Here is a 24,396-nt window from a genome sequence, read left to right as displayed (position 1 = left end):
CTTGGCGCTAAGCTAATGGCAGGTTGACGTTTACGTCAAGCGGGATCAGCTGTGGTGTTCTTGCGGGCTTCATCGCGAGCAGGCTCATTCCTACAGGGGCGTATTCAAAATGTAGGAGTGAGCCTGCTCGCGATGGGCGCGCCTCGGTTTAACGTCTTACACCTTATCGAGCTTCTTCTCCTGCGCGGTCACCTGTTGGCACAGCTCGATCATCTGCTCGCGCATCCAGCGATTCGCCGGGTCCTGATCGGTGCTTTCATGCCAATACAGATGAGTCTCCACCGGCGGCACATCATTCACCGGCAGATTGAACGCTTGCAGCTCATGCCGACGGGCAAAACGTTCCGGCACGGTCATGACCATGTCGGTCTGCTGCATCACCTGCGACGCCATCAAATAATGCTGCGAGCGCAGGGCGATTTTGCGCTGAATGCCCATTTTGCCCAGTGCCAGATCGACGTAACCCAGGCCACTGCGGCGGCTGGAAATGTGGATATGCGTCAGCGACAGATAATCATCCAGCGAGAGCTTTTCCTTGCCCGCCATCGGATGTCCCTTGCGCATCGCACAGACGTAACGGTCTTCCATCAGCTTGACGTGGCGCACCTGCGGATCAGTGTTAAGTGGCGCATCCACGGCGAAATCCAGACGCCCGGCCGCCAGTTCCTTGGTGGTTTCCCGGCGTTTGGACAAGAAACTTTCGATGATTACCGTCGGCGCCAAGCGGCGCAGGCGCTGGAACAGCGGCGGCAGAATCACTGCTTCAGTGAGGTCGGTCATGCTGATGCGGTAGGTCTTCACCGCTTGCGCCGGGTTGAAAATGCGACTTTCCTGAACCGACACCCGCAACAGCGACAGCGCGTTACGTACCGGGCCGATGATGTTCTGTGCCATCGGCGTCGGCACCATGCCCTGAGCCGTGCGCACGAACAGCGGATCGTTGAAGGTTTCGCGCAACCGCGCCAATGCGTTGGACACCGCCGGCTGAGTGATGCCGACAATCTGCCCGGCGCGGGTCAGGTTGGCTTCGGTGTAGATCGCGTCGAAGACGATGAAAAGGTTGAGATCGACCTTGCTCAGATTCATAACGCGGCTTCTCTTGTTTTTAAGGGCGGGTGTTTTAAGGGTTTGCGATCAGTCGATCATATATCGGTGATGAATGTTAATACACGCCGAGAATAGGCTAGGTAAATTATGAGCGCTGTTCTAGCATCGATTGCATGACCTAAACAACCTCTGCTCAAGAACTGCCTTAACCATCGGGAGCTGCTCATGGATTTCGCTTATTCGCCCAAGGTGCAAGAACTGCGTGAGCGCGTGACCGCGTTCATGGACACTTACGTTTACCCGGCCGAAGCCGTGTTCGAACGCCAGGTTGCCGAAGGCGATCGCTGGCAGCCCACCGCGATCATGGAGGAACTCAAGGCCAAGGCCAAAGCCGAAGGCCTGTGGAATCTGTTTCTGCCTGAGTCGGAACTCGGCGCCGGCCTGACCAACCTCGAATACGCGCCGCTGGCGGAAATCATGGGCCGTTCGCTGCTGGGGCCAGAGCCGTTCAACTGCTCTGCGCCGGACACCGGCAACATGGAAGTGCTGGTGCGTTACGCCAACGAAGAGCAAAAACAGCGCTGGCTGGAACCGTTGCTGCGCGGCGAAATCCGTTCGGCGTTCGCCATGACCGAACCGGATGTTGCCTCGTCCGACGCCACCAACATGGCTGCCCGCGCCGTGCGTGATGGCGACGAGTGGGTGATCAATGGCAAGAAGTGGTGGACGTCCGGCGCTTGCGATCCGCGCTGCAAGATTCTGATCTTCATGGGGCTGAGCGACCCCGATGCGCCGCGCCACGCCCAGCATTCGATGATCCTCGTACCGGTCGATACCCCCGGGGTGAAAATCGTCCGTCCGCTGCCGGTATTCGGTTACGACGATGCACCGCATGGTCACGCCGAAGTGCTCTTCGACAACGTACGTGTGCCGTACGAAAACGTTCTGCTCGGTGAAGGCCGCGGCTTTGAAATTGCGCAAGGTCGCCTTGGCCCAGGCCGGATTCACCACTGCATGCGCTCGATCGGCATGGCTGAGCGTGCACTGGAATTGATGTGTAAACGTTCGGTGAGCCGCACCGCATTCGGCAAACCGCTGGCCCGTTTGGGCGGTAACGTCGACAAGATCGCCGACTCGCGGATGGAAATCGACATGGCGCGCCTGCTGACGCTGAAAGCGGCGTACATGATGGACACCGTCGGTAACAAGGTCGCGAAGAGTGAGATTGCGCAGATCAAGGTCGTTGCACCGAATGTGGCGTTGCGGGTCATTGACCGAGCGATCCAGATCCATGGCGGGGCAGGGGTGTCGAACGATTTCCCGCTGGCCTATATGTACGCCATGCAACGCACTCTGCGTCTGGCCGACGGCCCGGACGAAGTGCACCGCGCGGCGATCGGCAAGTTCGAGATCGGCAAATACGTGCCGAAGGAAATGCTGCGCAGCGGTCACTAAGACCGCGTCGCCCCCCTTCGCGAGCAGGCTCGCTCCCACATTGGATTTGTGAACGCCACAGAACCTGTGGGAGCGAGCCTGCTCGCGAAGAGGCCTAAAGGCTCAACACATCAACATCAGGCTCAATACACCCAAACCTCAACCCGTCGATTCTTGATCCGCCCCTCATCCGCGCTGTTGGTCGCCACCGGCATCAACGCGCCAAAACCGCGGACCTCGCGCAACACCACGCCGTTCTTCACCAGCTCCCGCCGCACGGCCATCGCCCGCAGCTTCGACAGCAGGTCGGCGCGTGCCGGGTCGTCCTTGGCATCGCCAAAGCCCACCAGTGTCACCGCGCGATCGCTTTTGTCTTGGCGCTTTATATAGTCGAACACCCGCGCCAGATCCTGGCGTGCCTTGTTGTCCAGGCTCGCGCTGCCTTCTTCAAACCGGAAGTTCACCGTCAGACGTTGGGCGTGACGGCTGAGGGATTGATAACCTTCGGGCATCAGCGCATTCGGTGCGACGGTCATGGCGTGCACGGTCTGACTGATAAAGCCGTTGCGCGCGACAATTTCCTGGCCCTGACGACTTTGTGCAAACACCACCAACGCCTTCGCCCATGGATTGTTGCTGTCGGGCGGCAGATAGAAGAACAACCGCCGCGACAGCGGATAATCTTCAGTGGCGATCAGGCTGTTGAGCGGCAACATCGATTGCGACGCGCCATCGGCAATCGCCACGGCTTTGGCCTGACGCACGTAAGGCAAACCGATGAACCCGATGCCTTGCGGATCGCTGCTCACCGCGTCGGACAATTGTTCGCTGGATTCAAACCTTTTCGCTGACGTACTCAGACTCTTCCCACGGCGACTGAGGACTAATTCCTTGAAGGTGTCGTAGGTGCCGGACTGATCATCGCGCGCATATAAATGAATCGCCCCGCCGCGACCGCCAAGGTCTTCCCAGGTTTTCACCTCGCCGCTGAAGATGCGCGCCAGTTGCTCGGTGTCCAGTTGCTGCAGCGGATTGTCGGGATGCAGAATGATCGCCAGACCGTCGATGGCGATGACTTGTTCGGCGGCGGGATTTTTCAGATCGCCCAGCGCTTGCAGGCTGAGCAACTCGCTGTCTTTGATTTCGCGGGAAGAGGCAGCCAGGTCGGCGCTGGCGTTTTTCAGTGCGGTGAAACCGGTGCTGGAACCGTGGGCGGCGACTTCAACGACCACCCGCTTGCCTTGGGTGGTCTGGCCGACGATGCGTTGTTCGTTGGCGGTGTCCGGAGTTTCGCGGTGGATTTTCAGCAGGCCCTGCTCTTGCAGTAAGCCTTCGACCAACGCCGGACCGAGTTCTGCACCAATCGTGTTGGAGCCCTGAATGCGCAGCGCCGGGCCGTTTTCGGGTATCGGCATGGCAGCGGCAGAGACCGTCAGCCATCCACTCAATAGAAAAACGCACAGAACACGCAGGGTCATGCCGGCACCGAATCAAGCAAAGGGGATTGCCGGGGAGATTAAGTCAGGCGCATGACCAAAACATGACAGTGATTCAATGTAGAGGAGCCTTTGTGGCGAGGGGATTCATCCCCGCTCGGCTGCGAAGCAGTCGTGGAGTCTGTAAATCTGATTTGTCTGGAAGTATGCAGGGGCCGGCTTCGCCACCCAACGGGGATAAATCCCCTCGCCACAGGTCAGCCGACCAAAGAACCCCATTGTCAGAATGTGATTCTGTGGTGGCTTCAAGGTCAGGCCAGTTCAAGCCAGATCGGTGCATGGTCCGAAGGTTTCTCCATCCCACGCAATTCATAGTCCACACCTGCCGCTTTCACTCGAGGCAGCAAACCATGGGACGCCAGAATCACGTCAATGCGCAGCCCACGCTTAGGCTCATCTTCAAAGCCACGGCTGCGGTAGTCGAACCAGCTGAACATGTCGGTCACGTCCGGGTTCAGGTGACGATAGCTGTCGGTCAGGCCCCAATTCTTCAGGCGTGCCATCCACTCGCGCTCTTCCGGCAGGAAGCTGCATTTGCCGGTTTTCAGCCAGCGCTTCATGTTGTCCGGGCCGATGCCGATGTCGCAGTCTTCCGGAGAAATGTTCACATCGCCCATCACCACCACGGGTTGTTCATTGTGGAACTGGCTTTCCAGCAGCGCTTGCAGATCGCTATAAAAGCGCTGCTTGGCGGGGAATTTGGTCGGGTGGTCGCGGCTTTCGCCCTGTGGGAAATAGCCGTTCATGATGGTGACCGACACACCGTTGGCGTCGGCGAACGTGCCCCAGATGAAGCGGCGCTGGGCATCTTCTTCGTCGGTGGCGAAACCTTTGTGGATCGCAATTGGTTCCTGACGCGAGAGCATCGCCACGCCGTAATGGCCTTTCTGGCCGTGGTAATACACGTGATAGCCGAGGGCGCGGACTTCTTCCAGCGGGAACTGGTCGTCGTGGACCTTGGTTTCCTGCAGGCCGATCACGTCTGGCTGGTGTTTTTCGATCAGCGCTGCCAGCTGATGCGGACGGGCGCGCAGTCCGTTGATGTTGAAGGAAACGATCTTCATGGTCGGCAGTCCTGGCAAAAGGGCGATGCTAGCTGACATGGGGGAGATGGGCCAGTGTGGGAGAACTCATTTTGGCCTGTGGGATGTGAGTTGCCGGTAATGGCCCCATCGCGAGCAGGCTCACTCCTACAGGGGAACGCATTCCAAATGTAGGAGTGAGCCTGCTCGCGATTGGCGTCCTCGCAGTCGATGAAGATCCATGGTTGGTCTATACCTGTGGGGAACTGTGTCAACGCAAAAGGGTTCGTACCAACAAGAGCGCCGCCATTTGGACGCGCCTCGGGGAGAATCACTGTCATGCCTGAAACCCAGACCGCCATCGCCGACATTCATATGCTCGACCGCGGCTACTCGCGCGAAGCCCGATCCTTGCTGTATCAGGCCTATCGCCACGAGCCAACATTCGGTTATCTGTTCGAAGCCGAGCGCCCCGGCTATGAACAACGCGTGCGGGCAACGGTTCGCGAGTTGGTCAAACAACACTTCCTGCAGGATCTGCCGGCCATCGGCCTGCTGGTTAACGACCGGCTGATCGGCATCGCCCTGATCGCGCCACCGCAACGCCGCCTCGGCATCACCGAAAGTTGGGCGTGGCGCCTGCGCATGGTGCTCAGCACTGGTTTTCGCTGCACGCGGCGTTATCTGGAATACCACGATGCCGTGGCCGCGTGCGTGCCCAGTGACTCCGTGCACATGCTGCCGCTGCTGGGGATTCACCCGCAGTTCCAGGGCAAACACTTCGGCGAACAACTGCTGACAGCGGTACACAATTGGTGCGCGGTGGACGAAACCTCGAAAGGCGTGGTGCTTGATACCGGCAACCCGCGTTACCTGGAATTCTATAAACGACAGGGCTACGAAGAGATCGGCGAAGTGGCTGTCGGGCCGGTGCGCGAGCATGTGTTTTTTCACGCCAATCCGCAGGTGTTACAAACTGCAACAGCATAACAATCGAACTTCTTGGGAAATTTCCTGTTCTATCACGCTCCCAAGCCCGTGATAGCATCCGCGCCTATGAAGTTTCCAGGAAGATTTACCAGTGGCGTGCTCATGCTGTTAACCAGCTGCGCGGCGCTGGCGCAAAGTGAATTGGACGTGCGGATCAAACCGTCCAACGACGAACTCAAGGCCAATATAGAAGGGTATATCGGCAGCCTCGGCGATCGTGACGAAGAAGCCTTGCAGCGCTTCAGTCGCGGCGCCGAAGAGCAGGCGCGCAAAGCCGCGCAGGCGTTGGGTTATTACCAGCCGCAGATCGAAAGTAACGTGAAGGGCGGCGAAAAACCGCGCCTGGTGCTGAACATCGATCCCGGCGAACCGATTCGCCTGCGCAACGTCACCATTCGCGTCGACGGCCCGGCGGCCTCGCTGAAATCCTTTCGAGTGCCCAACAGCGACACGCTCAAACCCGGCGCGGCGCTCAACCATGGGCGCTATGAAGACGCCAAAAGAATTATTCAGAATCAGGCTTCGCGCTTCGGTTTCTTCAGTGGCCATTTCACCAGTCAAAAACTCCTGGTCGATCCCCGCGCCGGTGTCGCCGACGTTGAGTTGATCTACGAAAGCGGCCCGCGTTATGCGCTGGGCAAAGTCAGTTTCGAGGGCGACACGCCGTTCGATGAGGACTTGTTGCAACGCATGGTGCCGTTCAAGGCCGGCGAGCCGTACGACTCCGAGCTGATCGCCGAACTCAACCGCGACTTGCAATCGAGCGGCTATTTCGAAGGCGTCCGCGTCGATGCGGCGCCGACTGCAGCGAAAAACGATGTGATCCCGGTCGAGGTCAAACTCGACACGCGCAAGCCACGCACCATGGGCCTGGGCCTCGGTTACTCGACCGACGTCGGCCCGCGAGTCAAGGCCAACTGGACGCGGCACTGGGTCAACCCGCAAGGCGACAGTTACGGTTGGGAAGCCGAGCTTTCGGCACCACGGCAAAACGTCGGCCTGTTCTACGACATTCCGCTGGATCCGCCACTCACCGACAAATTGCGTTGGGCGGGCGGCTATCAATTTGAAGACATCGACGGCTCCGACACGTTGAGCAAGCTGCTGACCTTCGGCCCGGAATGGCACAGCAAGTTGCCGAGCGGCTGGCAGCGGGTGATCTCGCTGAAATGGCAGCGCGAGGAATACGAGCTGGGCGACGATTCGGGCCTGAGTACCTTGTTGATGCCCGGCATCAGTTACTCGTACCTGAAAAGCGATAATCGCATCGACCCGCACAACGGCTATCGCCTGAGCTTCGAAAGCAAAGTGGCGAAGGAAGGCCTCGGTTCCGACAACAACCTTGTCTATGGCACGGCGTTGGTCAAAGGCCTGACCACGGTGTTCGACAAGCACCGTTTCCTCGGCCGTGTGCAGGTTGGCGGCAGCGCCACCAATGGCTACAACTCGGTACCACCGTCGCTGCGTTTCTTCGCCGGTGGCGATCAGAGCGTGCGCGGTTACGATTACCAGAGCCTGTCGCCGAAAAACTCCGACGGCGACCGCATCGGTGGCCGCTACATGGTGGCCGGCAGCGTGGAGTATCAATACTCGATCGCCGAAAAGTGGCGTGTGGCGACCTTCGTCGACCAAGGCAACTCTTTCAACAAACTCGAACTGCCGAACCTCAAGACCGGGGTCGGTATTGGTGTGCGCTGGGTCTCGCCGGTCGGGCCGATCCGCCTCGACCTGGCCCACGCACTCGACGACGATGGCGGCATCCGGCTGCACTTTTCCATGGGGCCTGAGCTGTGAAGCGTGGTTTGAAAATAGCGGCACTGACGCTGCTGGCGTTGCTGTTGTTGATTGTCCTGAGCATTACTGCCGTGCTCGGCACGCAGGCTGGCAGCCGTTGGGTGCTGGGCCTCGTGCCAGGCCTGACGGTGGAGAATTTCCAGGGCCGACTCGGTGGACAATGGAGCGCCGATCATTTGTTGTGGCAGCAGGACAGCAGCCGCGTCGAACTGAACCAGGCGATCTTCGCCTGGTCGCCGCTGTGCCTGACGCGCATGACCTTGTGCATCGAACAGCTCAAGGCTGATCAGGTCATTGTGCAATTCCCGCCGAGCGATGAGACGACTGACAGCGGTCCGATCAAACTGCCGGATCTGCAATTGCCGGTGGCCATCGAGTTGGGCGACGTGCAGGTCGGCAGCCTGTTGTTCAACGGCAGTGAGCAGCTCAAAGGTTTGCAACTGGCGGCGCACTGGACAGCCCAAGGCATGCAGATTGAAAGCATCAAATTGCAGCGCGACGACCTCAGCCTGAACCTGTCCGGAACACTCGCACCGACCGGCAATTGGCCGCTGAACATCACCGGCGACTTGACCCTGCCGTCGCCAAGCACTGATCCCTGGACGCTGGCGCTGAAAATCGACGGCGACCTGCTGAAAACCCTCAACCTGCACGCCGACAGCCACGGCTACCTCGACGGCCAGTTGAGCGGCGAGTTGCAACCGCTGGTGGAAAACCTCCCGGCCAAGGTGCGCATCACCAGTGAGGCCTTCAAGCCGAGCGCTGATCTGCCGGATACGCTGCAACTCAATCAGTTGGTGCTGACTGGCGAAGGCAACCTGAAAAACGGTTATCAATTGAATGGCAATGCCACGCTGCCCGCCGATAAAGGCCCGGTGGCGCTTTTGCTCAACGGTAAAGTCGACGCCAGCGGCGCGCAGATCGCCGGCCTCGACCTGACGGCCAACGACAAGCAAAGCCTCAAACTCACCGGCAACGTCGATTGGAGCAAGGGCCTCAGCGCCCAGGCCAGTATCAACTGGCAGGACTTTCCGTGGCATCGCCTCTACAACGAAATCGACGAGCCGCAAGTTGCCTTGCGTACCTTCACTGGTGAGGTTTCCTACACCGACGGCCAATACCTCGGTAACTTTGCCGCCGCACTGGATGGCCCGGCGGGAGCATTCAGCCTGAGCAGTCCGTTCAGCGGCAATCTGAAACAGATCGCCTTGCCGCAATTGAAAATGGAAGCCGGGCAGGGCAAGGCTGAAGGTCACGTCAACGTACAGTTTGCCGACGGCATTGCCTGGGACACGGCGCTGGACCTGTCAGCGCTCAATCCGGCGTACTGGGTTGCAGAACTGCCGGGCACCTTGGCCGGGCCGTTGAAAAGCAAAGGCGAAATGAAGAATGAACGCCTGAGCCTCACCGCCGATCTCGACCTCAAAGGCAAACTGCGCGGGCAACCGGCGATCCTCCAGGCCAAGGCTGACGGCGCGGGCGAACAGTGGAACCTCAATGCCCTGCAAATCCGCCTCGGCGACAACAGCATCAGCGGCAAGGGCAGCCTGCAACAGAAACTCACCGGGCAGATCGACATCAAACTCGCGCGTCTGGCTCAGCTTTGGCCAGAGCTGCGCGGGCAGATCAATGGCCGCGTCGACGTCGCCGGTACCTTGAAAGCACCGCAGGGCAAACTTGGCCTGCAAGGTTCGCAACTGGCCTTCCAGGACAATCGCCTGCAAAGCCTCAACCTCGACGCCACGCTCGACAGCGCGCAACGGGCGAAGATTGATTTGAAGGGCAGCGGCATTCAGGCCGGTGACACCTCGTTGGGTACGCTGACGGCCAGTGCGCAGGGCGACATCAAGAACCAGAAACTCAGCCTCGACCTGATCGGGCCGAAGCTGAAACTGGCCCTCGGTCTCGACGGCAATCTCGACAAGGGCAACTGGCGCGGTCGCCTGGCCAGCGGTGACATTCAGGCCGGTGGTCAGGACTGGAAACTGCAAAACCCGGCCAAACTTGAGCGCCTCGCTGATGGCAAGATCAACTTCGGCGCGCATTGCTGGATGTCCGGCAGTGCCAGCCTGTGCGGTGAAGACCAACGGCTGATGCCGGAGCCGAAGCTGCGCTATCACCTCAAGCAGTTCCCGATTGAAAGCCTCGCGCAGTGGCTGCCGAAAGATTTCGCCTGGCAGGGCAAGCTCAACGCCGATCTGCAACTGGACCTGCCGGCCAGCGGCCCGAACGGCGTGGTCAGTATCGACGCCAGCGGTGGCACCTTGCGCATGAAGGAAAAGGATCAGTGGCTGGACTTTCCGTACCAGACGTTGAAACTCACCAGCAAACTCACGCCTAAGCGCGTCGACACTGAACTCAACTTCGTCGGCGGCAAACTCGGCGAGTTGATGGTGCAGGCGCAACTCAATCCGCTGCCGAAAAACAAACCGCTGAGCGGCTCGTTCCGTCTCAGCGGGCTGGATCTGTCGGTGGCGCGGCCGTTTGTGCCGATGGTCGAAAAACTCACTGGACGCCTCAACGGTAGCGGCACGATTTCCGGCGGCCTGCTGGCGCCACTGGTCAACGGCACCGTGCAACTCAGTGACGGCGAAGTGTCCGGTGCCGAATTGCCCATGGAGTTGCAGAATCTACAACTCACCGCCGTGATTGCCGGCGAATCGGTGCGCCTCGATGGCGGCTGGAAAAGTGGCAAGAGCGGGCAGGGCAACTTGACCGGGAATGTCGCTTGGGGCCAGGCGCTGATGGTCGATCTGACGCTCAAGGGCACGCAATTGCCGGTCACGGTCGAGCCGTATGCCAAGCTGGAAGTGGCACCGGACCTGAAGATCTCCATGGCCGGTGATGAGTTGAAGATTGCCGGTAAAGTACTGGTGCCGCGAGGCGAAATCACCGTGCGTGAATTGCCGCCATCGACGGTGAAAGTCTCCGATGACACGATCATCGTCGGTGCTCAGACCGAAGAGGGCAAACCACCGATGGCGATGAAAATGGACATCGACGTGGTGGTCGGTGATGACAAACTCGCCTTCGCCGGTTTTGGTCTGACCGCCAACGTGCAAGGTCATGTACACATCGGCGACAACATGGACACCCGTGGCGAGCTGTGGCTCAACGACGGCCGCTACAGTGCCTACGGCCAGCGCCTGTCGGTGCGCCGCGCGCGTCTGTTGTTCGCCGGGCCCATCGATCAGCCGTATCTGGACATTGAAGCGATTCGCCAGACCGACGACGTGATCGCCGGTATTCGCCTCAGTGGCAGCGCCGAGCAACCCACCACGCAGATCTTCTCCGAGCCGGCGATGAGCCAGGAACAGGCGTTGTCCTATCTGGTACTCGGCCGTCCGCTGAGCACCAACGGCGAAGACAACAACATGCTTGCGCAAGCAGCATTGGGCCTGGGCTTGATGGGCAGCTCCGGGGTCACCAGCAGTCTGGCCAAAGATCTGGGAATTCAGGACTTCCAGCTCGACACGGCGGGTAGCGGCAACACCACCAGCGTGGTCGCCAGCGGCAACATCTCCGAGAAGCTCAGTTTGCGTTACGGCGTTGGTGTGTTCGAGCCGGCCAGCACCATTGCGCTGCGCTACAAACTGAGCAAGAAGGTGTATGTCGAAGCTGCCAGCGGCGTCGCCAGCTCGCTGGATATCTTCTACAAGCGCGATTTCTAGGTCGCGCTTTGTCCTGAACTGAGTCGCTTCAATCGCTGGCAAGCCAGCTCCCACAGGTTTCTCTGCCGTACATCAATGTTTTGTACGACACAAACCCTGTGGGAGCTGGCTTGCCAGCGATGGTGTCTTCTCAGTCAGCCACTGGCGAGCGGCACACCAACGAGGCCCGCTCGTAGTTCAGCGCCTTGTTGCGTTCCGGCAAGGCATAGGTCGCTTCGCAGCGCTGGTTCTGCCAGTTGATGGTCAGGGTACCGGCGTCGGCTTCTACCAGCGCCAGTGCCTTGCCGCCGGGGTCGGAGATCGCCAGTTGCTTGCCGGCGCTGTCCTCCAGCGAGGCGCCAAACGGGATCGGCTGGTGTTGCGCGTCGAACAAGGCGAACTGCACGCGGCGTCCGGTCTTGCTGGTGTAACGCGCCAGCACTACCGCACCACGGCGTGGCACCACTTGGCGGGTCGCATTGTCGATCTCGATATCGCCGCCCAGGTCGCGGGTGTCGAGGTTGATCCAGTTCACGCGATAGGGCTGCGCATTGGGTACCACGGCGAAGCCGTTACTGCCTGTCTCGGCCCCGGTAAAGCTGCCGATTTTCACCCCTTCCACACCTTCGACCTGCGCCAGCGCGAATGTCTCGCCCACGGTTTGTCCAAGGTTGATCCCGCCGCGGTGGCCGACGATCGAACCTGCCAGGTTAAGGTTCTGCGAGTTGTAACCGCGGCCCTGACTGTAGCCGGCACTGATATCCATCACCGAGGTGCGGGTGCTGAGGTTGACCGAGCCAGAGCTGCCGCCGGTGCTGCTGTTGCCGGCTTGTACCGAGTAATAGGTGTCGCTGTTTTCCGACAGGTAGCCGTTGATGCCCATCTGCGTGGTATCGCTGGATTTCTGCGTGCTGGCCGAGACAAAGGCCCGTGGTGCACGTGGCTTGGAACCCAGCGGGAACGACACAGACAGGTTGATCAGTGTGTCGTTGTTCGCCGGCCCGTAATTGCCGACATCTTTGGAGTAGGTGGCGCCGATGTTGTAACTCACATCCCCCCAATAGTTGCTGTACCCGGCCGACAGGCTTTGCGAACCGCCGCGTCCCCAGTAACGCTGGTCACTGGCATTCACGTAGACGCTGCCAAATTCCTGGTTGCGCCCCAGGCTCTGGTTGACGGTCAGGTCGGTGCGGGTTTTCGAGTTGCCGCTGCGTTGCTGGCCATCGCGGCTCAACTCCTCGACGTGCTCTGTGAGGGTGCGATAGCCCTCGGTCGAGTAACGGTAGGCGGCGAGGGTGAAGTTGGTGTCGGTGCCGGTGAACGTTTTCGCATACAGCGCGCGCAAACTGTTACCGGTGACCGTTTCGCCGAAGGTGTTGCTCATTGAGTGGGTCAAGTCCAGTGAGATCGCACCGATGGCGGTATTGCGACCGGCCCCGACGGACAACGCCTTGAAATTGTCCGTCGCCTGCACACCGACGATCCCGGACAAGTTGCTGCTGATGCCATACGCCAGTGTGCTGCTGACAAACTGCGGGGTCTGCTGATCCTCGCTGTTGCTGTTGTACTGGCCGGCCGAGACGCTGTACTTCAGCTGGCCCTTACGGACCATGATCGGCAGGCTGGAAAATGCTTGCACCGTTACCCGGCGTCGACCATCGGCTTCGATAATCGTCACTTCCAGGTCGCCATTGGAACCGCTGGGATAGATATCGTTGATCTCGAACGGCCCCGGCGGCACGTTGGCGGTGTAGAGGATGTAGTTGTTCTGGCGAATCTCCACGGTCGCGCTGGACTGCGCAATGCCACGAATCACCGGCGCATAACCGCGCTCGCTGTCGGCACGCATGCCGTCGTCGGACGCCAGTTTCAGGCCGCGATAGCGCACGCTGTCGAACAGGTCGGCGTCGGAGAAAATATCCCCGGCGCTGAACTGGCCTTTCACGGCGGTCACGTCATGTTGCAGGTAACTGCGGTTGCTTTTGAACGTGCTGGGGCGGCCGGTGCTGCTGTTGAAGTTCGACTCGTTGCGTAAGCGCCAGCCACCGAGGTTGATCCCGTTGCGCAAGCCGAGGTTGTTGGACAGGGTGTTGTCAGCCTGGGTGCTGTTACGGCTGCTGCTTAACTGATAGTTGATGAACGCGGCGGGCACGCCTTCGTCCCATAGCGTCGGGTCAACATAACCACGGCGGCCACGTTCCATAGCGCTTTGCGGCACGCTGACCATCAGTCGCAGACGCGGCACGTCGTAACGCACGCTGGCATGATCGATCAGGGCGGACAAGTCGATGCAGGCGTCAGAGTCATCAGCGGCCAGTTTGCCGCTGGCTTGCAGTTTGCCGATGTCGACCCCCAGTTGCTGCACCATTTCAAGGGTCAGGCAGGCCTCGACCTTGCCCGTGCCCGGGTGGCGCCGGAAGTCGATATCGCGACGGCCGACCAGCGTCTCGTTGCCGTAGAGGTCGACCCGGTAAATGCCGGGTAACACGCGACTGCTGGCGAGCAGTGATTGCAGGTCAACAGAAGAGGGGGCGCCTTGCAGAAACGATGTATTGAATTGTTCTTCGTCGTCGGCCAGGCAGGTGCAACTGAACACCAGGGCCATTGAAAAAGGCGCCAATCCGTCGCGCTTGAGTAAAAACATGCAGGAACCCTATATCACCTCCGATACGAACTAACGGAGCGAAGAGAAATACAGTGAAAGTGCGGCTGTGGCAGCGGCACGGAAGTTATGGCGCTTCTTTATTCAGACTGGCGCGGGTATCGACATTGTTCGAAAGTTGCGCGGCATAACGGTCTTGGGCGCCATAGTCATTAATGCTGCTGAATAACAGGCGAACTGTATTGGCGTTGTGAAGTTGTTCGAGGCTGAACTCTTTCTGTTCGCCGGGGGCGATCATCATCGAATCGAAAGGGTGTTCGCTGCCTGCGCCGGATTGCAGGGTGATATCGGCAATCGACACGTGATACTGGCCAGGGTTGTTCACCACCAGTACTCGTTTACCGGCGCGTTCGGCCAAGCGCCAGGTCAATTCGCTCGGTGCCAGGTAGGCATTGTTTTTCAGTCCCGAGGGGCGGAAGAACACCTTGATGCGCTGGCGCACGGCCAACTGCAAAGTGTTGGCGGATTTCGCCGACTGGGGAATTTCCTGCACGTTGAGCCAGACCACCGACTCGCGGTCGGTCGGCATGCCCGCGCCTTCGTAGATCACCCGCAAGATCTGCTGTTCGTCGCCGCTGACGCGCACCAGGGGCGGAGTGACGGCAAAGGGGGCCGCGGCAGTTTCACCGGAATCGGTGTCGATCCATGACTGAATCAGTACATCTGCACCGCTGTTACGCACGGTGATTCCGGCTTCCTTGTTCTGGCCGTCGAAGACCAGACGGGTGCTGCTCAAGGAAATGCCGGCGGTGGCCTGATTGACCACGAACAGGCCCAGCAGGCCTGCACAAAAGGACAGTGAGTGTCGATAAAACATGATGGTTACCGCGCAAGTGATTGAAAGCGCGGGGCCGCGTGGCCCCGCACCGGGCTCGAGCATTCGCGCGGGTTATTCGTATTGCAGGGTGAACGGCAGGGTGGCGTCGCCACGACCGGCAACGGCGGTTGCCACGTCGGCGGTGGTGACGTAGGCGGCCGAGAATTTCAGCGTGGTGTTGCTGTCTTGCAGGGTGTTTTCGATCTTCGCGGTGGATGGCGAGCTCAGGTCGATCAACGCGCCATTGGAGTCGAGCAAGGCGATACCAATGTTCTTCGCAGCGCCGAGGCCGTCGATCAGCTTCAGTACTTTGGTCCCGGCCACGATGCCCGAACCTGCGCCCTTGGTCGGTTCGAAGATCATCGCCACTTTTGTGCCGGCGTTGCAGTTGATCTTCATGTCGAAGTTTTCGGCGCTCAGGGTGCCGTTGCCTTTAGGTGCAGTGGCGGTGCCCATGTCCTTGATCGACACTTCGCCCATGTTGACCGAAATGGTTTTGTTGCTTCCGGCGCCTTCAACCGAGCAGGCATCGTTGTTGATGGTGCCGGTGAAGTTGATGGTGCCGCTGCCAGCCTTGGTCGGGGTTGGGGCCGGTGGATCTTCTGCCAGAGCGTTGCCGGTAGCGGCAATGATCGAAAGGGCGAGAAGTGCGCGAGTCAGCTTTTTCATGTTGTTTTCCAATGGTTGGGGTTAAAACAACAACACGATATAGCGCGAACTTTTGCTGGAATATCAGACGATTCCTAGAAGTCGTCTTTAACTAGGGTGTCATTACCTGTTAGTTAAACAAGTTGCGCTCTATGCAATAAGCCAATAAGTCCTGATCACTGCAGACTTCAAGTTTGCGCATTGCCGATATTTTTTGCGTACTGATGGTTTTAGCACTTCTGTTCAAGTAACGGGCAATGTCGTTGACGCCCTGGCCCTGAACGAACAAGCGCAGGATTTCATGCTCCTTGGGCGACAACCGGGAAAACCGTTCATCCAGATCAGCGCCGTCGTTCACTACGGATGTCGGCGCGGGTGCCTGCCAGCGCACCGGGTTGCCTTTGGCGATGGCTTTGAGTGCGGTCTCGATTTCGTCGTGCAACTGGTTTTTCTGAATGACTGCCAGCACACCCAGTTCCTGCAGGCGCGTCAGGATCAACGGATTGGAAATCATGGTCAGTACCAATACCCGAACCTTGGGAAAGTGCCTTATCAGGTACTCCACCAGTTTCAGGCCGTCACCGTAGGTCGAATCGGCAGGCATGTTGAAGTCGGTGATCAACAGATCTACAGGCTTGGTCTCCAGCAGCTTGATCAGCTCATCGGAGCCTACCGCTTCGCCCACCACGCGAAAGCGTTGGTCACGCTCGACCAGTTCCCGCACCCCCAGCAGCACGATGGGATGATCATCGGCAATGACAACGTTGAAGGTTTCCATGAGTGATTTATCCAGAGTGAAGTTATTCGAGGGAGTCGAGCAGATCTTGCAGCCGCGTCAGATTTTGTCGCACCGCCACGGCCAGAGCGGGCGTCACGGCCATGCCGGTCAAGCGACATTCCAGCTCGACAAACGCGCTGGCCAAGACGTTGATCTGCACTGCCCCTAGCGCCCCCGCCATGCCGTGCAGTTGCTGCGCCACGCTGTTGGCGTCGGCCGCATCCAGTGCCGCCAGGGTGGTCTGAATATCCTGGCGCAGGGTGGTGACAAACAACTCGCGCATTTTTGCAGATAGCGACGGCGGGGTATCGATAACGGGGGCCACAGCGATTTTGCAATGTTGCTCAAGTTGCGTACGCAGGGTGGCAAGGTTCAGCGGCTTGACCATCCACGCGTTCATGCCGACGGCGGCGCAGCGTTCGCCTTCTTCGCGCAGGGCGTTGGCGGTGACGCCGATGATCGGCAGCGTTGCGTCCTGTTGGCGCACCGCTTCGGCCAGTCGGTAGCCGTTCATGACCGGCATGTTGACGTCGGTCAGCAGCAGATCGAAGCGGCCGGGCACCCACTGCGCCAAGGCTTGTTCGCCATTCACGGCGACGATCACCGAGCAGCCGAGGGCTTCCAGTTGTTCCTTGATGATCGCCGCGTTGATCACGTTGTCTTCGGCCACCAGCACCTGCAGATTCAGTGGGCGGGTCTTTGCTTGCAACGCGGCTGAGCGCTGCGCATTGGCGCCGTGTTGTGCCAGATAAATAGCCCAGGCAATCGCGCGGACATCGTTGGCGTCGACCGTCCAGTCGGGGCCATTCAGTTGCGCCGGATTTGGGCCGCCCGACAAAGCGACGATCCGTGGCCCGCTCCAGTGCGGGGCATTGTCGAGCGGGGTGAGGTCCACCAGTAGCGCCGAGAGTGGTGGCATCTCGGTCGTCACCAAGCGGCAATCCAGACCAAAACGGTTGAGCCAGGCCATCAGCTGCAGCGCCAGTTCGCTGATCGGTGCACGTACATAAACGGCGGCGCTGCCTTCCACGAAGGCGGGGCAATCGGCCAATGCGCCCGGCACGTTCTCCAGCGAGAGTTGCAGGGTAAAACTGCTGCCCAGTCCGGGTTCACTGACCACGCTCAACTGGCCGTGCATCAACTCGCACAACCATTTGCAAATGGCCAGGCCCAGACCCGCGCCGGCCTGACTGTCGGCGTCGTTGACCTGATAGAACGGGTCGAACAATTGCTGTTGCTGCGCTTGGGAAATCCCCATGCCCGAATCGCTGACCTGCCATTGCACTTCGGCGCTGCCAGCGGCGTTTTGCAACACGCGCACGCGCAGCACCACGCGACCGTTGTCGGTGAACTTGATCGCGTTGCTCAGCAGGTTGTTGAGGATCTGGCGGATGCGCAACGGGTCACCGCGCAGTTGATCCGGCAAGCCCGAATCGATGCAGGCATACAGTTGCAGGCCTTTGGCGCGGGCAAATGCGCTGTAAGTACGCACGACATCTTCAGTCAGCTCCAGTGGGCAGAAGTCCTGAAGCTCAAGGGTCATTTGCCCGGCCTCGATCTTCGACACATCCAGCACATCGCTGATCAGCTTGAACAGGCTGGCGGAGGAACGCTGGATGGTGTCCAGATAATCCTGCTGGCGTGGGGCGAGCGGTGTCAGCCCGAGCAATTCGAGGGTGCCCAGCACGCCGTAGAGCGGGGTACGAATTTCATGGCTCATGGTGGCGAGGAAGCGGCTCTTGGCCTGGTTGGCCGAGTCGGCGGCCTGACGGGCTTCTTCCAGGGCGGCGGCGTCTTCGATATGCCGGGTCACGTCATGCAACGCACACAACCAGGCATCCTGGCCTTGATAGCGCGTCGAGACGAAAGCCAGATGCAGATGACGCCCGTCGATCTCGAGATCGGCATGGCCGGACTCGCTGTGTGACTTGAGCAGGCTCATCAAACGGCTGCTGTCGTGCCATTGCTGGGCGCGCTGGTTTTCCAGGAGCACGTGGTGATCGCTGCGGCGAATCACACAGAGGCCGGTCGGTGCGGTGTCGATCACCGCACGGCTGAAGGCCTCGCTTTCGGCGATGCTCGCGTGCGCACTTTGCGCGGGGATGATCACGCGTGCGGTGTACCAGCGGTTGATGGCCCGACCGCAACCAAGCAACGCCAGCACCACCGCCACGAGGCACAGCAATGGCCACAGCGCATAGCTGAGAAAACTGCGCAGGCTGATGACGTAGATCGCGGTCCAGTGCTGTGCGCCGGGGCTGCTCAGTTTGAACACCAGGCCGTCACGGTCGAAATTTATCCCCTCATCCAGTTCCTGGTCGGATCTCTGTGCGCCGGTCAAGACCACGCCGGCCGGGGTGATCAAGGTGAAGTCATCGTAGATCGACCACTCCATCAATCGCTCGATGTTGTTGACCTGGGACAGTTTCAGCAACGTGCCGAGCACCACCCAGGAATCGGCGCCCTCGATGGCCTGCATAGGCTGGAGCAGATTGATCCTGACGTAGGCCAGCAGCGTCGGCGTTGACTCGTTGTCCTGAGTAGACGGGTAGGGCACCCAATGCACTTGATGATCAGCGACTGATGACTGCTCGCGTGCATGCTGGTTCACCTGGCTCATGACTTGGGCAAACGCGCCGATCTGCATCGGGCCTGCACCGCGCAAGCGCCCGGCGGAGGGCACGGCCACGTCGAAGTTGTCGGGGCCATTGAGCAGGATCACTTGCGGCGACTGATAGTGCGATGCCGCCCAGAACGCGCTGTAGTAGGCGGCCAGATAACTACCCAGCGCGAAAACCTTGGGGTATTGGTCGGCGGCGATTCTCTGCGGATCGATCTTTACGCTGAACGGCAGTGAAAACGGCAAGCCGCGACCTTCATAGACATTCGGGCCTTCTTCTGGCAGCAGTTTTTGCGAATAAGTGGGCAACACCACCAAAGGAAAATATTGACCCTTGGCACTGGCCTGGGAGATATCGCGCAGGAACACTTCCTGCTCATGGATATTTTCCATCAGCCGGGCGAAGTGAAACTGCAGGGTGTCGCGCTGCTCTTCGAGCATGCGCTGTACCCCAGATAGCTGATGCCCAAAAGCAGCAATACAAGGGCGCCGAGCAGCAGCAGACTTTTGTTCAACCGCAGCGAACTGCTGGCCAGTTTGTCCAGAAATGCATTGGTATGCGGCATTACAGCGCCTGACCAGCGGTGATGGGGCAGCCTTGGGACACAGTGACCTCGGTAGCGAGCGACGTTCAACAATAGCCACGTGCCGCTCACCAGGCGTTCGCCGGCCCGTCGTGGGTCAGCAAGTGCTGGAACTGATCGGCTGAAACGGCGTGGGAGATCAGGAAACCTTGAACCTGAGTGCAGTCGATTTTACGCAACAGAGCAAGTTCTTGTGCGGTTTCTACGCCTTCGGCCACCACCGTCAGACCCAACTGGCGACCGAGGCTGACAATGCTGGTCAGCGCCTGGGCCAATTCCTCGTTGGCGTTGCAGCCTTGCACCAGCGTGCGGTCGATCTTCAATTCAGTGAACGGCGCCGACACCAGATTCATGTACGAGCTGTAGCCCTTGCCGAAATCGTCCTGCGACAGACCGAAACCCTTGATCCGCAAGCGGCACGCGCCGGCGTAGAAGTTGCTGATGTCGTCGGGTACCGAGCACTCCATCAATTCGAAACAGATCCGCGCGGGCAGGCCTTGGTTGGTAAGCACGAAAGCGAGGATGCGGTCGGGCAGGTCGTGGCTGTTGAGCAGGTGCGTGGGCAGGTTGACCGAGACCGGAATGTCATAGCCCTGTTCGCGCCAGATGGCTTGGGCGGCAATCGCTTGTTTCAGCACGCACCAGAGCAATGGCTCTTCGAGACCGAACGCAATCAACGCCGGCAAAAATACCCCGGGCAGCATCGTGCCATGTTCAGGATGGTTCCAGCGTACCAGTGCTTCGGCGGCGACGATCCGGCCATTGTTCAAGGCCTTCTTCGGTTGAAACCAGGCTTGCAGTTCACCGTTGTCGAGGGCGTTGCAGATACTCTGGCGATCGATGCCGGGATGGGTCGCCGCCGGGACGTTTTGGCGCAGCGCCTGCAATTGATCGATCAGGCAACGCAGGGCGGCAGCATTCACCGGTTTGGAAATCAGCCCGATGACTTTCACTTGCAGGTTGCTCGCCACCAGGCTCGCGCCCATCAGCATGCGTCGTGAGGCGGCGCTCATGATCGCCAATGCCGGACGTGAGCGTTGGGCGGCAAGGCCCTGAATGAATTGCACGCCGTCCATGCCCGGCATCAGCAGGTCGGTGAGCACTAGATCGAAGTCGCGTTGTTTCAGGCAGTCCAGTGCTTCTTCGCCGTCCTTGGCGCACGCCAGATCGAAGTCACCCAACTCGCTGAACAGGTTCTGCAAGTACAGGTGCTGGAAGGGGTGATCTTCGACAATCAGAATGCTACAGGGCTTCATGAGCGACTCGTTCGTAGGGAGCCAGGACAGCGAACAAGGCTCGTAGCGTAAAAGGTTTGACCAGGCAGTGATTCATCCCAGCGGCCAGGCACAGCGCATCCTCACCGCGCAGGGCGTTGGCGGTCGCGCCGATGATCGGGATGCTGCAACCGAGGCGCCGCAGGGCTTTGGCCAGTTCGTAGCCGTTGAGGCGGGGCATGTTGACGTCGGTCAGGACGATGTCGAACGCAGCGTCGGGCCACAGCGACAAAGCCTCTTCGCCATCGCTGGCCAGCGCTACGGTGCAGCCCAGTTCTTCGAGCTGATCGCGCAGGATCAGTTGATTGATGACGTTGTCTTCGGCCACCAGGATGTGCAGGCGTAACGGGCGCAGGGCATGGGATTCAGTGTCTTGCGGGCGTTGAACGATCTGGCCGCTCTGGGCTTGGCGAACGGCGCGTTGAATCGCCAGCAGATCATTCAGATTGACCTGCCAGCCGTCGCCGCTGAACTGCGGCTCATGGGCGCCGTCACCGCTGGCCAGTACGCGCGGCCCACGCCATGCCAGGTTCGGGCGCTGTCCGAAGGCTGCGGGATACAGCTCCAGCAGCAGCGCCGTCGAATCCGGCTCGATGCTATCCGGTGCGCCGATATGCACGCGGGCACCCCAGCGGCGCAACCAGCCGCTGATGCTGTCGGCCAGTTCGCGCACGGGCGAAACGACATAGACGAGGTCCGCGGCCAAGGGCGGCAAAGCAGTAGAGGGTGCGTTGCCGCAGCGTTGCTCCAGCGGCACGCTGAGGGAAAAACTGCTGCCCAGGCCCGGCTCGCTGACCATGCGCAGAGTGCCGTTCATCAAGTGCGTCAGACGTTGGCAAATGGGCAGACCGAGGCCTGTGCCGGCGGCGACATTGGTGTTGCCGGCGGTCTGGTAGAACGGCTCGAAAATAAACGCCTGATCGTCATGGGCGATGCCTTTGCCGGTGTCGGAAACCTGCCATTGCAGGCTCACGCGTTCGCCTTCACGAGCGAGCAGTCTGACCCGCAATACCACGCGCCCGGAATCGGTGAACTTGACCGCGTTACTCAGCAGGTTGTTGAGGATCTGCCGCACCCGACTGACATCGCCGATCAAGCGCTCAGGCAGTTGCGGGTCCAGGCAGGCATAGAGTTGCAGGCCTTTGCTTTGCGCCGCGGCGGCATAGCCTTGCACCACTTCGTGCACCAGTTCCGGGACGGAAAACTCGCTCAGCTCCAGCGCCAGTTGCCCGGCCTCGATCTTCGACACATCGAGCACGTCGCAAATCAACTGCAGCAACGTAGCCGATGATCCTTCGATCGCCCGCAGGTAACTTTTCTGCTGAGTGTCCAGTTGCGTGCGCGCTAGCAACTCCAGGGTGCCCAGCACGCCGTAGAGCGGGGTGCGTATTTCGTGGCTCATGGTCGCCAGAAACAAAGTCTTGGCTTCGTTGGCGGCATCGGCCGATTGGCGTGCCTGTTCCAGTGCTGCTTCGATCTGTCGCCGAGCGCTGATGTCACTGAACGCACAGAGCAAGACGTCTTCACCTTTATAGCGGGTCGGCGCACAGCTCAGGTACAGGTGACGACCGTCGGCAGTCTCGAAGTAATCGGTCAGGCACGGCGAGTGTTGGTCGAACGCATCGCGGATCCAGCCGGCGCCCAGTTGCTCGCTGCACTGGCCCAGCCATTGCCGCGCGAGGGTGTTATCCAGCACCACTTGACCGTCACTGCGGCGCAGTACGCACAGCGCCACCGGCGCGGTCTGAATCACGTCGCGGCTGAACAGTTCGCTTTCCACCAATGCCTGAATGCGCTGGATTGCCGGGGTAATGAAACGATGCTCCAGACGTCGGACCAACAGGCACACTAGGCTGATACTCAACACGCAGAACAGCAGCGCGCCGAGCATTTGTGGCCACAGGGCGCGCAGTACCGCCAGCAAGTCGATGGAGTAAGTCAGCTGCCAGTCCGAGGATTTCAGCTGCTTGCGCAACACCAATTGCTCGGGCAGCCAGCCATCGCCGACGAAGCCGAAGAAATCCTGTTGTCGCAGCAACGGCAGGTGCTGTTCTGGCGGTGGTTTGTGGCTGTTGCTGAACAGCGGTTTGCCTTGGGAGTTGAACATGGTGAACTCGCCGGCACTGTGGTCGTTCAGGGCGCTGGAGACTTCGCGGTCGTCCATTTCCAGGCCGAGCCAGCCGGAGTTGATATCGCGCGCGTCTAGACGAATGAAGATGTATAGCTGCGAGTGGCCGTCGGCGGCATGGGTCAGCCAGAGTTCTTTGACGTTGCCGCTGTTGTGGTGCTTGAGGGTCTGCAGTTGTTCGAGCATGGTCTCGGGGACACGGCCGATCACCGCGGTTGCGTTGTACAGGCGCAACACTTGGGTCCGGGGGCCGCTGCTGACGTAGACCAGGTTGAGCTGCCGGGCCTTGAGGTAATCGCGCATGCGTCGGGTCAGCCAGATGCTCCATTGCTGCCCCGGCGCTTGCCCGAGCAGCAGGCGGATCTCTTCCTCGGAGACCGGCAAATCCATGTTGGCCATGTGCGTAGCCGACAGGCTCAGGCTTTCCAGCAGTGCTTCGCGGGTGGTGAAAAAGGTATGCGCTTCGGCGATGGCGCTGCTCATGTAGCTGCGCCGTTGGGAAATCTCATTGTTGAAGGTAAACAGCAGAAAGCTGTAGACGCCGCCGAGAATGCCCACCAGCAGCACCAGGGCAAAAATGCGCAGCAGACGCCGCGCCGCATCGGGCGAGGACAGGATCGGGCTGATCTGATGGAGGTAGTTCTTCAATCGCATCCCGGCACAGTAGAAGCGGCCGGGCATGATGAAAATCAGACGATTCTTAAAGAGAGCTGCGCAAACAATTGGCTATAGCAACGCATCAATGGATTCAAAGGTAACTCATGACAAATGCAATCGTTGCGTTGGCTGTTCCGGCGCGCATGCCCTTGTCAAACCCACCATTGCCACCTGTTTCAGCGACGCGAAAGTAACGAGCGCTCAGGGGGATCTTCAAGTTGCCTCCCACAGAGGGATAGTCTGCGAATACATAGCTTTGATTTAAAACCAAGGGGTTTCCATCGCTATTGAGTACTTGCAAAGCCACACCCTGAGCAGTCGAATCTGCACTCAGCTGTACGATACCCCTCGTGGAATTTTGCGAGGGAGAAGTTGGGGTAGGCTTGAGTGTATAAGTTACTTTTTTATGCCCGGCGGACAATTGTTAAGGCTGATGTCAAATTTGACCAGCTCAGAATATGCTCCGTTGTGGGCAAAGCTACTCATGTCATGCGACCCCATGTCTACTTTGATGTCCGGCGTTTCACAGGATTGAGGCACAATCGTTGTGCCATTGGTCGCCATTGCTAGTGGTGATACACCATCTGCATGAAAAGTCCCCAGTGTTCCTGCCGGGATTTTCTGTACATCGATTACATCCGCTATTTTGAATAGTCGTAGCACGTGTCTTGTGGTGTCCCATCCGTACCCGCCCGCTGCTCGGCGAATAGCCGGATAAATGGGTATGGCTGTCCCTTCTCTGAAGGACCACTGCCATGCGAGCCCGGTGTTTCCGATTGCGTAAACAAGGTCACC

Annotated in this window: 13 protein-coding genes and 1 pseudogene; 4 read left to right on the top strand and 10 right to left on the bottom strand. The window is 59.6% G+C overall.

Annotation, left to right across the window (positions count from 1 at the left end; translation table 11 throughout):
- Positions 1 to 156: 156 nt before the first annotated feature.
- Positions 157 to 1,086 carry a LysR family transcriptional regulator gene (locus JFT91_RS15945; RefSeq protein WP_016986544.1) on the bottom strand — a complete coding sequence of 310 codons (930 nt, stop codon included), beginning with the start codon at positions 1,084 to 1,086 and terminating at the stop codon, positions 157 to 159.
- Positions 1,087 to 1,272: 186 nt separating this feature from the next.
- Here JFT91_RS15945 and JFT91_RS15940 point away from each other — a divergent pair, with 186 nt between their 5' ends.
- Positions 1,273 to 2,502 (top strand): acyl-CoA dehydrogenase, encoded by a 1,230-nt coding sequence (locus JFT91_RS15940; RefSeq protein WP_201232992.1) that lies wholly within the window; start codon positions 1,273 to 1,275, stop codon positions 2,500 to 2,502.
- A 122-nt stretch (positions 2,503 to 2,624) separates the two neighbouring features.
- Here the strand turns inward: JFT91_RS15940 and JFT91_RS15935 are convergent, their stop codons facing one another.
- On the bottom strand, positions 2,625 to 3,959 hold the full coding sequence (locus JFT91_RS15935; RefSeq protein WP_201232991.1) for a substrate-binding domain-containing protein: 1,335 nt from the start codon (positions 3,957 to 3,959) through the stop codon (positions 2,625 to 2,627).
- A gap of 269 nt (positions 3,960 to 4,228) precedes the next feature.
- Entirely contained in the window at positions 4,229 to 5,041 is an 813-nt protein-coding gene (xthA, locus tag JFT91_RS15930; protein WP_201232990.1) for an exodeoxyribonuclease III, read from the bottom strand.
- A gap of 297 nt (positions 5,042 to 5,338) precedes the next feature.
- Between xthA and JFT91_RS15925 the strand changes: the two genes are divergently transcribed.
- The 3 genes from JFT91_RS15925 (at position 5,339) to JFT91_RS15915 (ending at position 11,454) form a co-directional block, all read left to right on the top strand.
- Positions 5,339 to 5,989: a GNAT family N-acetyltransferase gene (locus JFT91_RS15925; protein WP_201232988.1), complete on the top strand. Its 651-nt coding sequence runs from the start codon at positions 5,339 to 5,341 to the stop codon at positions 5,987 to 5,989.
- Between the two features lie 66 nt (positions 5,990 to 6,055).
- Complete coding sequence (locus JFT91_RS15920) at positions 6,056 to 7,783, top strand: autotransporter assembly complex protein TamA (RefSeq protein WP_201226397.1); 1,728 nt, start codon at positions 6,056 to 6,058, stop codon at positions 7,781 to 7,783.
- Positions 7,780 to 11,454: a translocation/assembly module TamB domain-containing protein gene (locus JFT91_RS15915; protein WP_201232986.1), complete on the top strand. Its 3,675-nt coding sequence runs from the start codon at positions 7,780 to 7,782 to the stop codon at positions 11,452 to 11,454. The genes JFT91_RS15920 and JFT91_RS15915 overlap by 4 nt, the downstream gene beginning before the upstream one ends.
- Positions 11,455 to 11,584: 130 nt before the next feature.
- Here JFT91_RS15915 and JFT91_RS15910 read toward each other — a convergent pair whose 3' ends face one another.
- The 7 genes and pseudogenes from JFT91_RS15910 to JFT91_RS15880 all read right to left on the bottom strand — a co-directional run bounded on the left by JFT91_RS15910 (position 11,585) and on the right by JFT91_RS15880 (position 23,598).
- Positions 11,585 to 14,077, bottom strand: coding sequence for a fimbria/pilus outer membrane usher protein (locus tag JFT91_RS15910; protein WP_201232984.1), 2,493 nt, complete (start codon positions 14,075 to 14,077; stop codon positions 11,585 to 11,587).
- Between the two features lie 85 nt (positions 14,078 to 14,162).
- A complete protein-coding gene (locus tag JFT91_RS15905; protein ID WP_201232982.1) occupies positions 14,163 to 14,912 on the bottom strand; it encodes a fimbrial biogenesis chaperone in 750 nt (249 codons plus the stop codon).
- 72 nt (positions 14,913 to 14,984) lie between these two features.
- Positions 14,985 to 15,581: a fimbrial protein gene (locus JFT91_RS15900; RefSeq protein WP_123462404.1), complete on the bottom strand. Its 597-nt coding sequence runs from the start codon at positions 15,579 to 15,581 to the stop codon at positions 14,985 to 14,987.
- 109 nt (positions 15,582 to 15,690) lie between these two features.
- Positions 15,691 to 16,338 (bottom strand): response regulator, encoded by a 648-nt coding sequence (locus JFT91_RS15895; RefSeq protein WP_201232980.1) that lies wholly within the window; start codon positions 16,336 to 16,338, stop codon positions 15,691 to 15,693.
- 22 nt (positions 16,339 to 16,360) lie between these two features.
- Positions 16,361 to 19,524: pseudogene (locus JFT91_RS15890) on the bottom strand (hybrid sensor histidine kinase/response regulator).
- 86 nt (positions 19,525 to 19,610) lie between these two features.
- Positions 19,611 to 20,798, bottom strand: a complete 1,188-nt coding sequence (pvrR, locus tag JFT91_RS15885; RefSeq protein WP_201232979.1) for a response regulator cyclic di-GMP phosphodiesterase PvrR — start codon at positions 20,796 to 20,798, stop codon at positions 19,611 to 19,613.
- Positions 20,785 to 23,598: an ATP-binding protein gene (locus tag JFT91_RS15880; protein ID WP_201233234.1), complete on the bottom strand. Its 2,814-nt coding sequence runs from the start codon at positions 23,596 to 23,598 to the stop codon at positions 20,785 to 20,787. Before JFT91_RS15880 ends, pvrR begins: the two co-directional genes overlap by 14 nt.
- Between the last annotated feature and the right edge of the window lie 798 nt (positions 23,599 to 24,396).

The sequence above is a fragment of the Pseudomonas sp. TH08 genome (genome assembly GCF_016651275.1).
Taxonomy (GTDB): domain Bacteria; phylum Pseudomonadota; class Gammaproteobacteria; order Pseudomonadales; family Pseudomonadaceae; genus Aquipseudomonas.
This window is presented reverse-complemented; position numbering and strand designations above follow the sequence as displayed.

What these genes read in the sequence shown, in the direction of transcription:
- JFT91_RS15945 (WP_016986544.1), bottom strand. Translation starts at nt 1,086, where the DNA reads ATGAATCTGAGCAAGGTCGATCTCAACCTTTTCATCGTCTTCGACGCG.
- JFT91_RS15940 (WP_201232992.1), top strand. Translation starts at nt 1,273, where the DNA reads ATGGATTTCGCTTATTCGCCCAAGGTGCAAGAACTGCGTGAGCGCGTG.
- JFT91_RS15935 (WP_201232991.1), bottom strand. Translation starts at nt 3,959, where the DNA reads ATGACCCTGCGTGTTCTGTGCGTTTTTCTATTGAGTGGATGGCTGACG.
- xthA (WP_201232990.1), bottom strand. Translation starts at nt 5,041, where the DNA reads ATGAAGATCGTTTCCTTCAACATCAACGGACTGCGCGCCCGTCCGCAT.
- JFT91_RS15925 (WP_201232988.1), top strand. Translation starts at nt 5,339, where the DNA reads ATGCCTGAAACCCAGACCGCCATCGCCGACATTCATATGCTCGACCGC.
- JFT91_RS15920 (WP_201226397.1), top strand. Translation starts at nt 6,056, where the DNA reads ATGAAGTTTCCAGGAAGATTTACCAGTGGCGTGCTCATGCTGTTAACC.
- JFT91_RS15910 (WP_201232984.1), bottom strand. Translation starts at nt 14,077, where the DNA reads ATGTTTTTACTCAAGCGCGACGGATTGGCGCCTTTTTCAATGGCCCTG.
- JFT91_RS15905 (WP_201232982.1), bottom strand. Translation starts at nt 14,912, where the DNA reads ATGTTTTATCGACACTCACTGTCCTTTTGTGCAGGCCTGCTGGGCCTG.
- JFT91_RS15900 (WP_123462404.1), bottom strand. Translation starts at nt 15,581, where the DNA reads ATGAAAAAGCTGACTCGCGCACTTCTCGCCCTTTCGATCATTGCCGCT.
- JFT91_RS15895 (WP_201232980.1), bottom strand. Translation starts at nt 16,338, where the DNA reads ATGGAAACCTTCAACGTTGTCATTGCCGATGATCATCCCATCGTGCTG.
- pvrR (WP_201232979.1), bottom strand. Translation starts at nt 20,798, where the DNA reads ATGAAGCCCTGTAGCATTCTGATTGTCGAAGATCACCCCTTCCAGCAC.
- JFT91_RS15880 (WP_201233234.1), bottom strand. Translation starts at nt 23,598, where the DNA reads ATGCGATTGAAGAACTACCTCCATCAGATCAGCCCGATCCTGTCCTCG.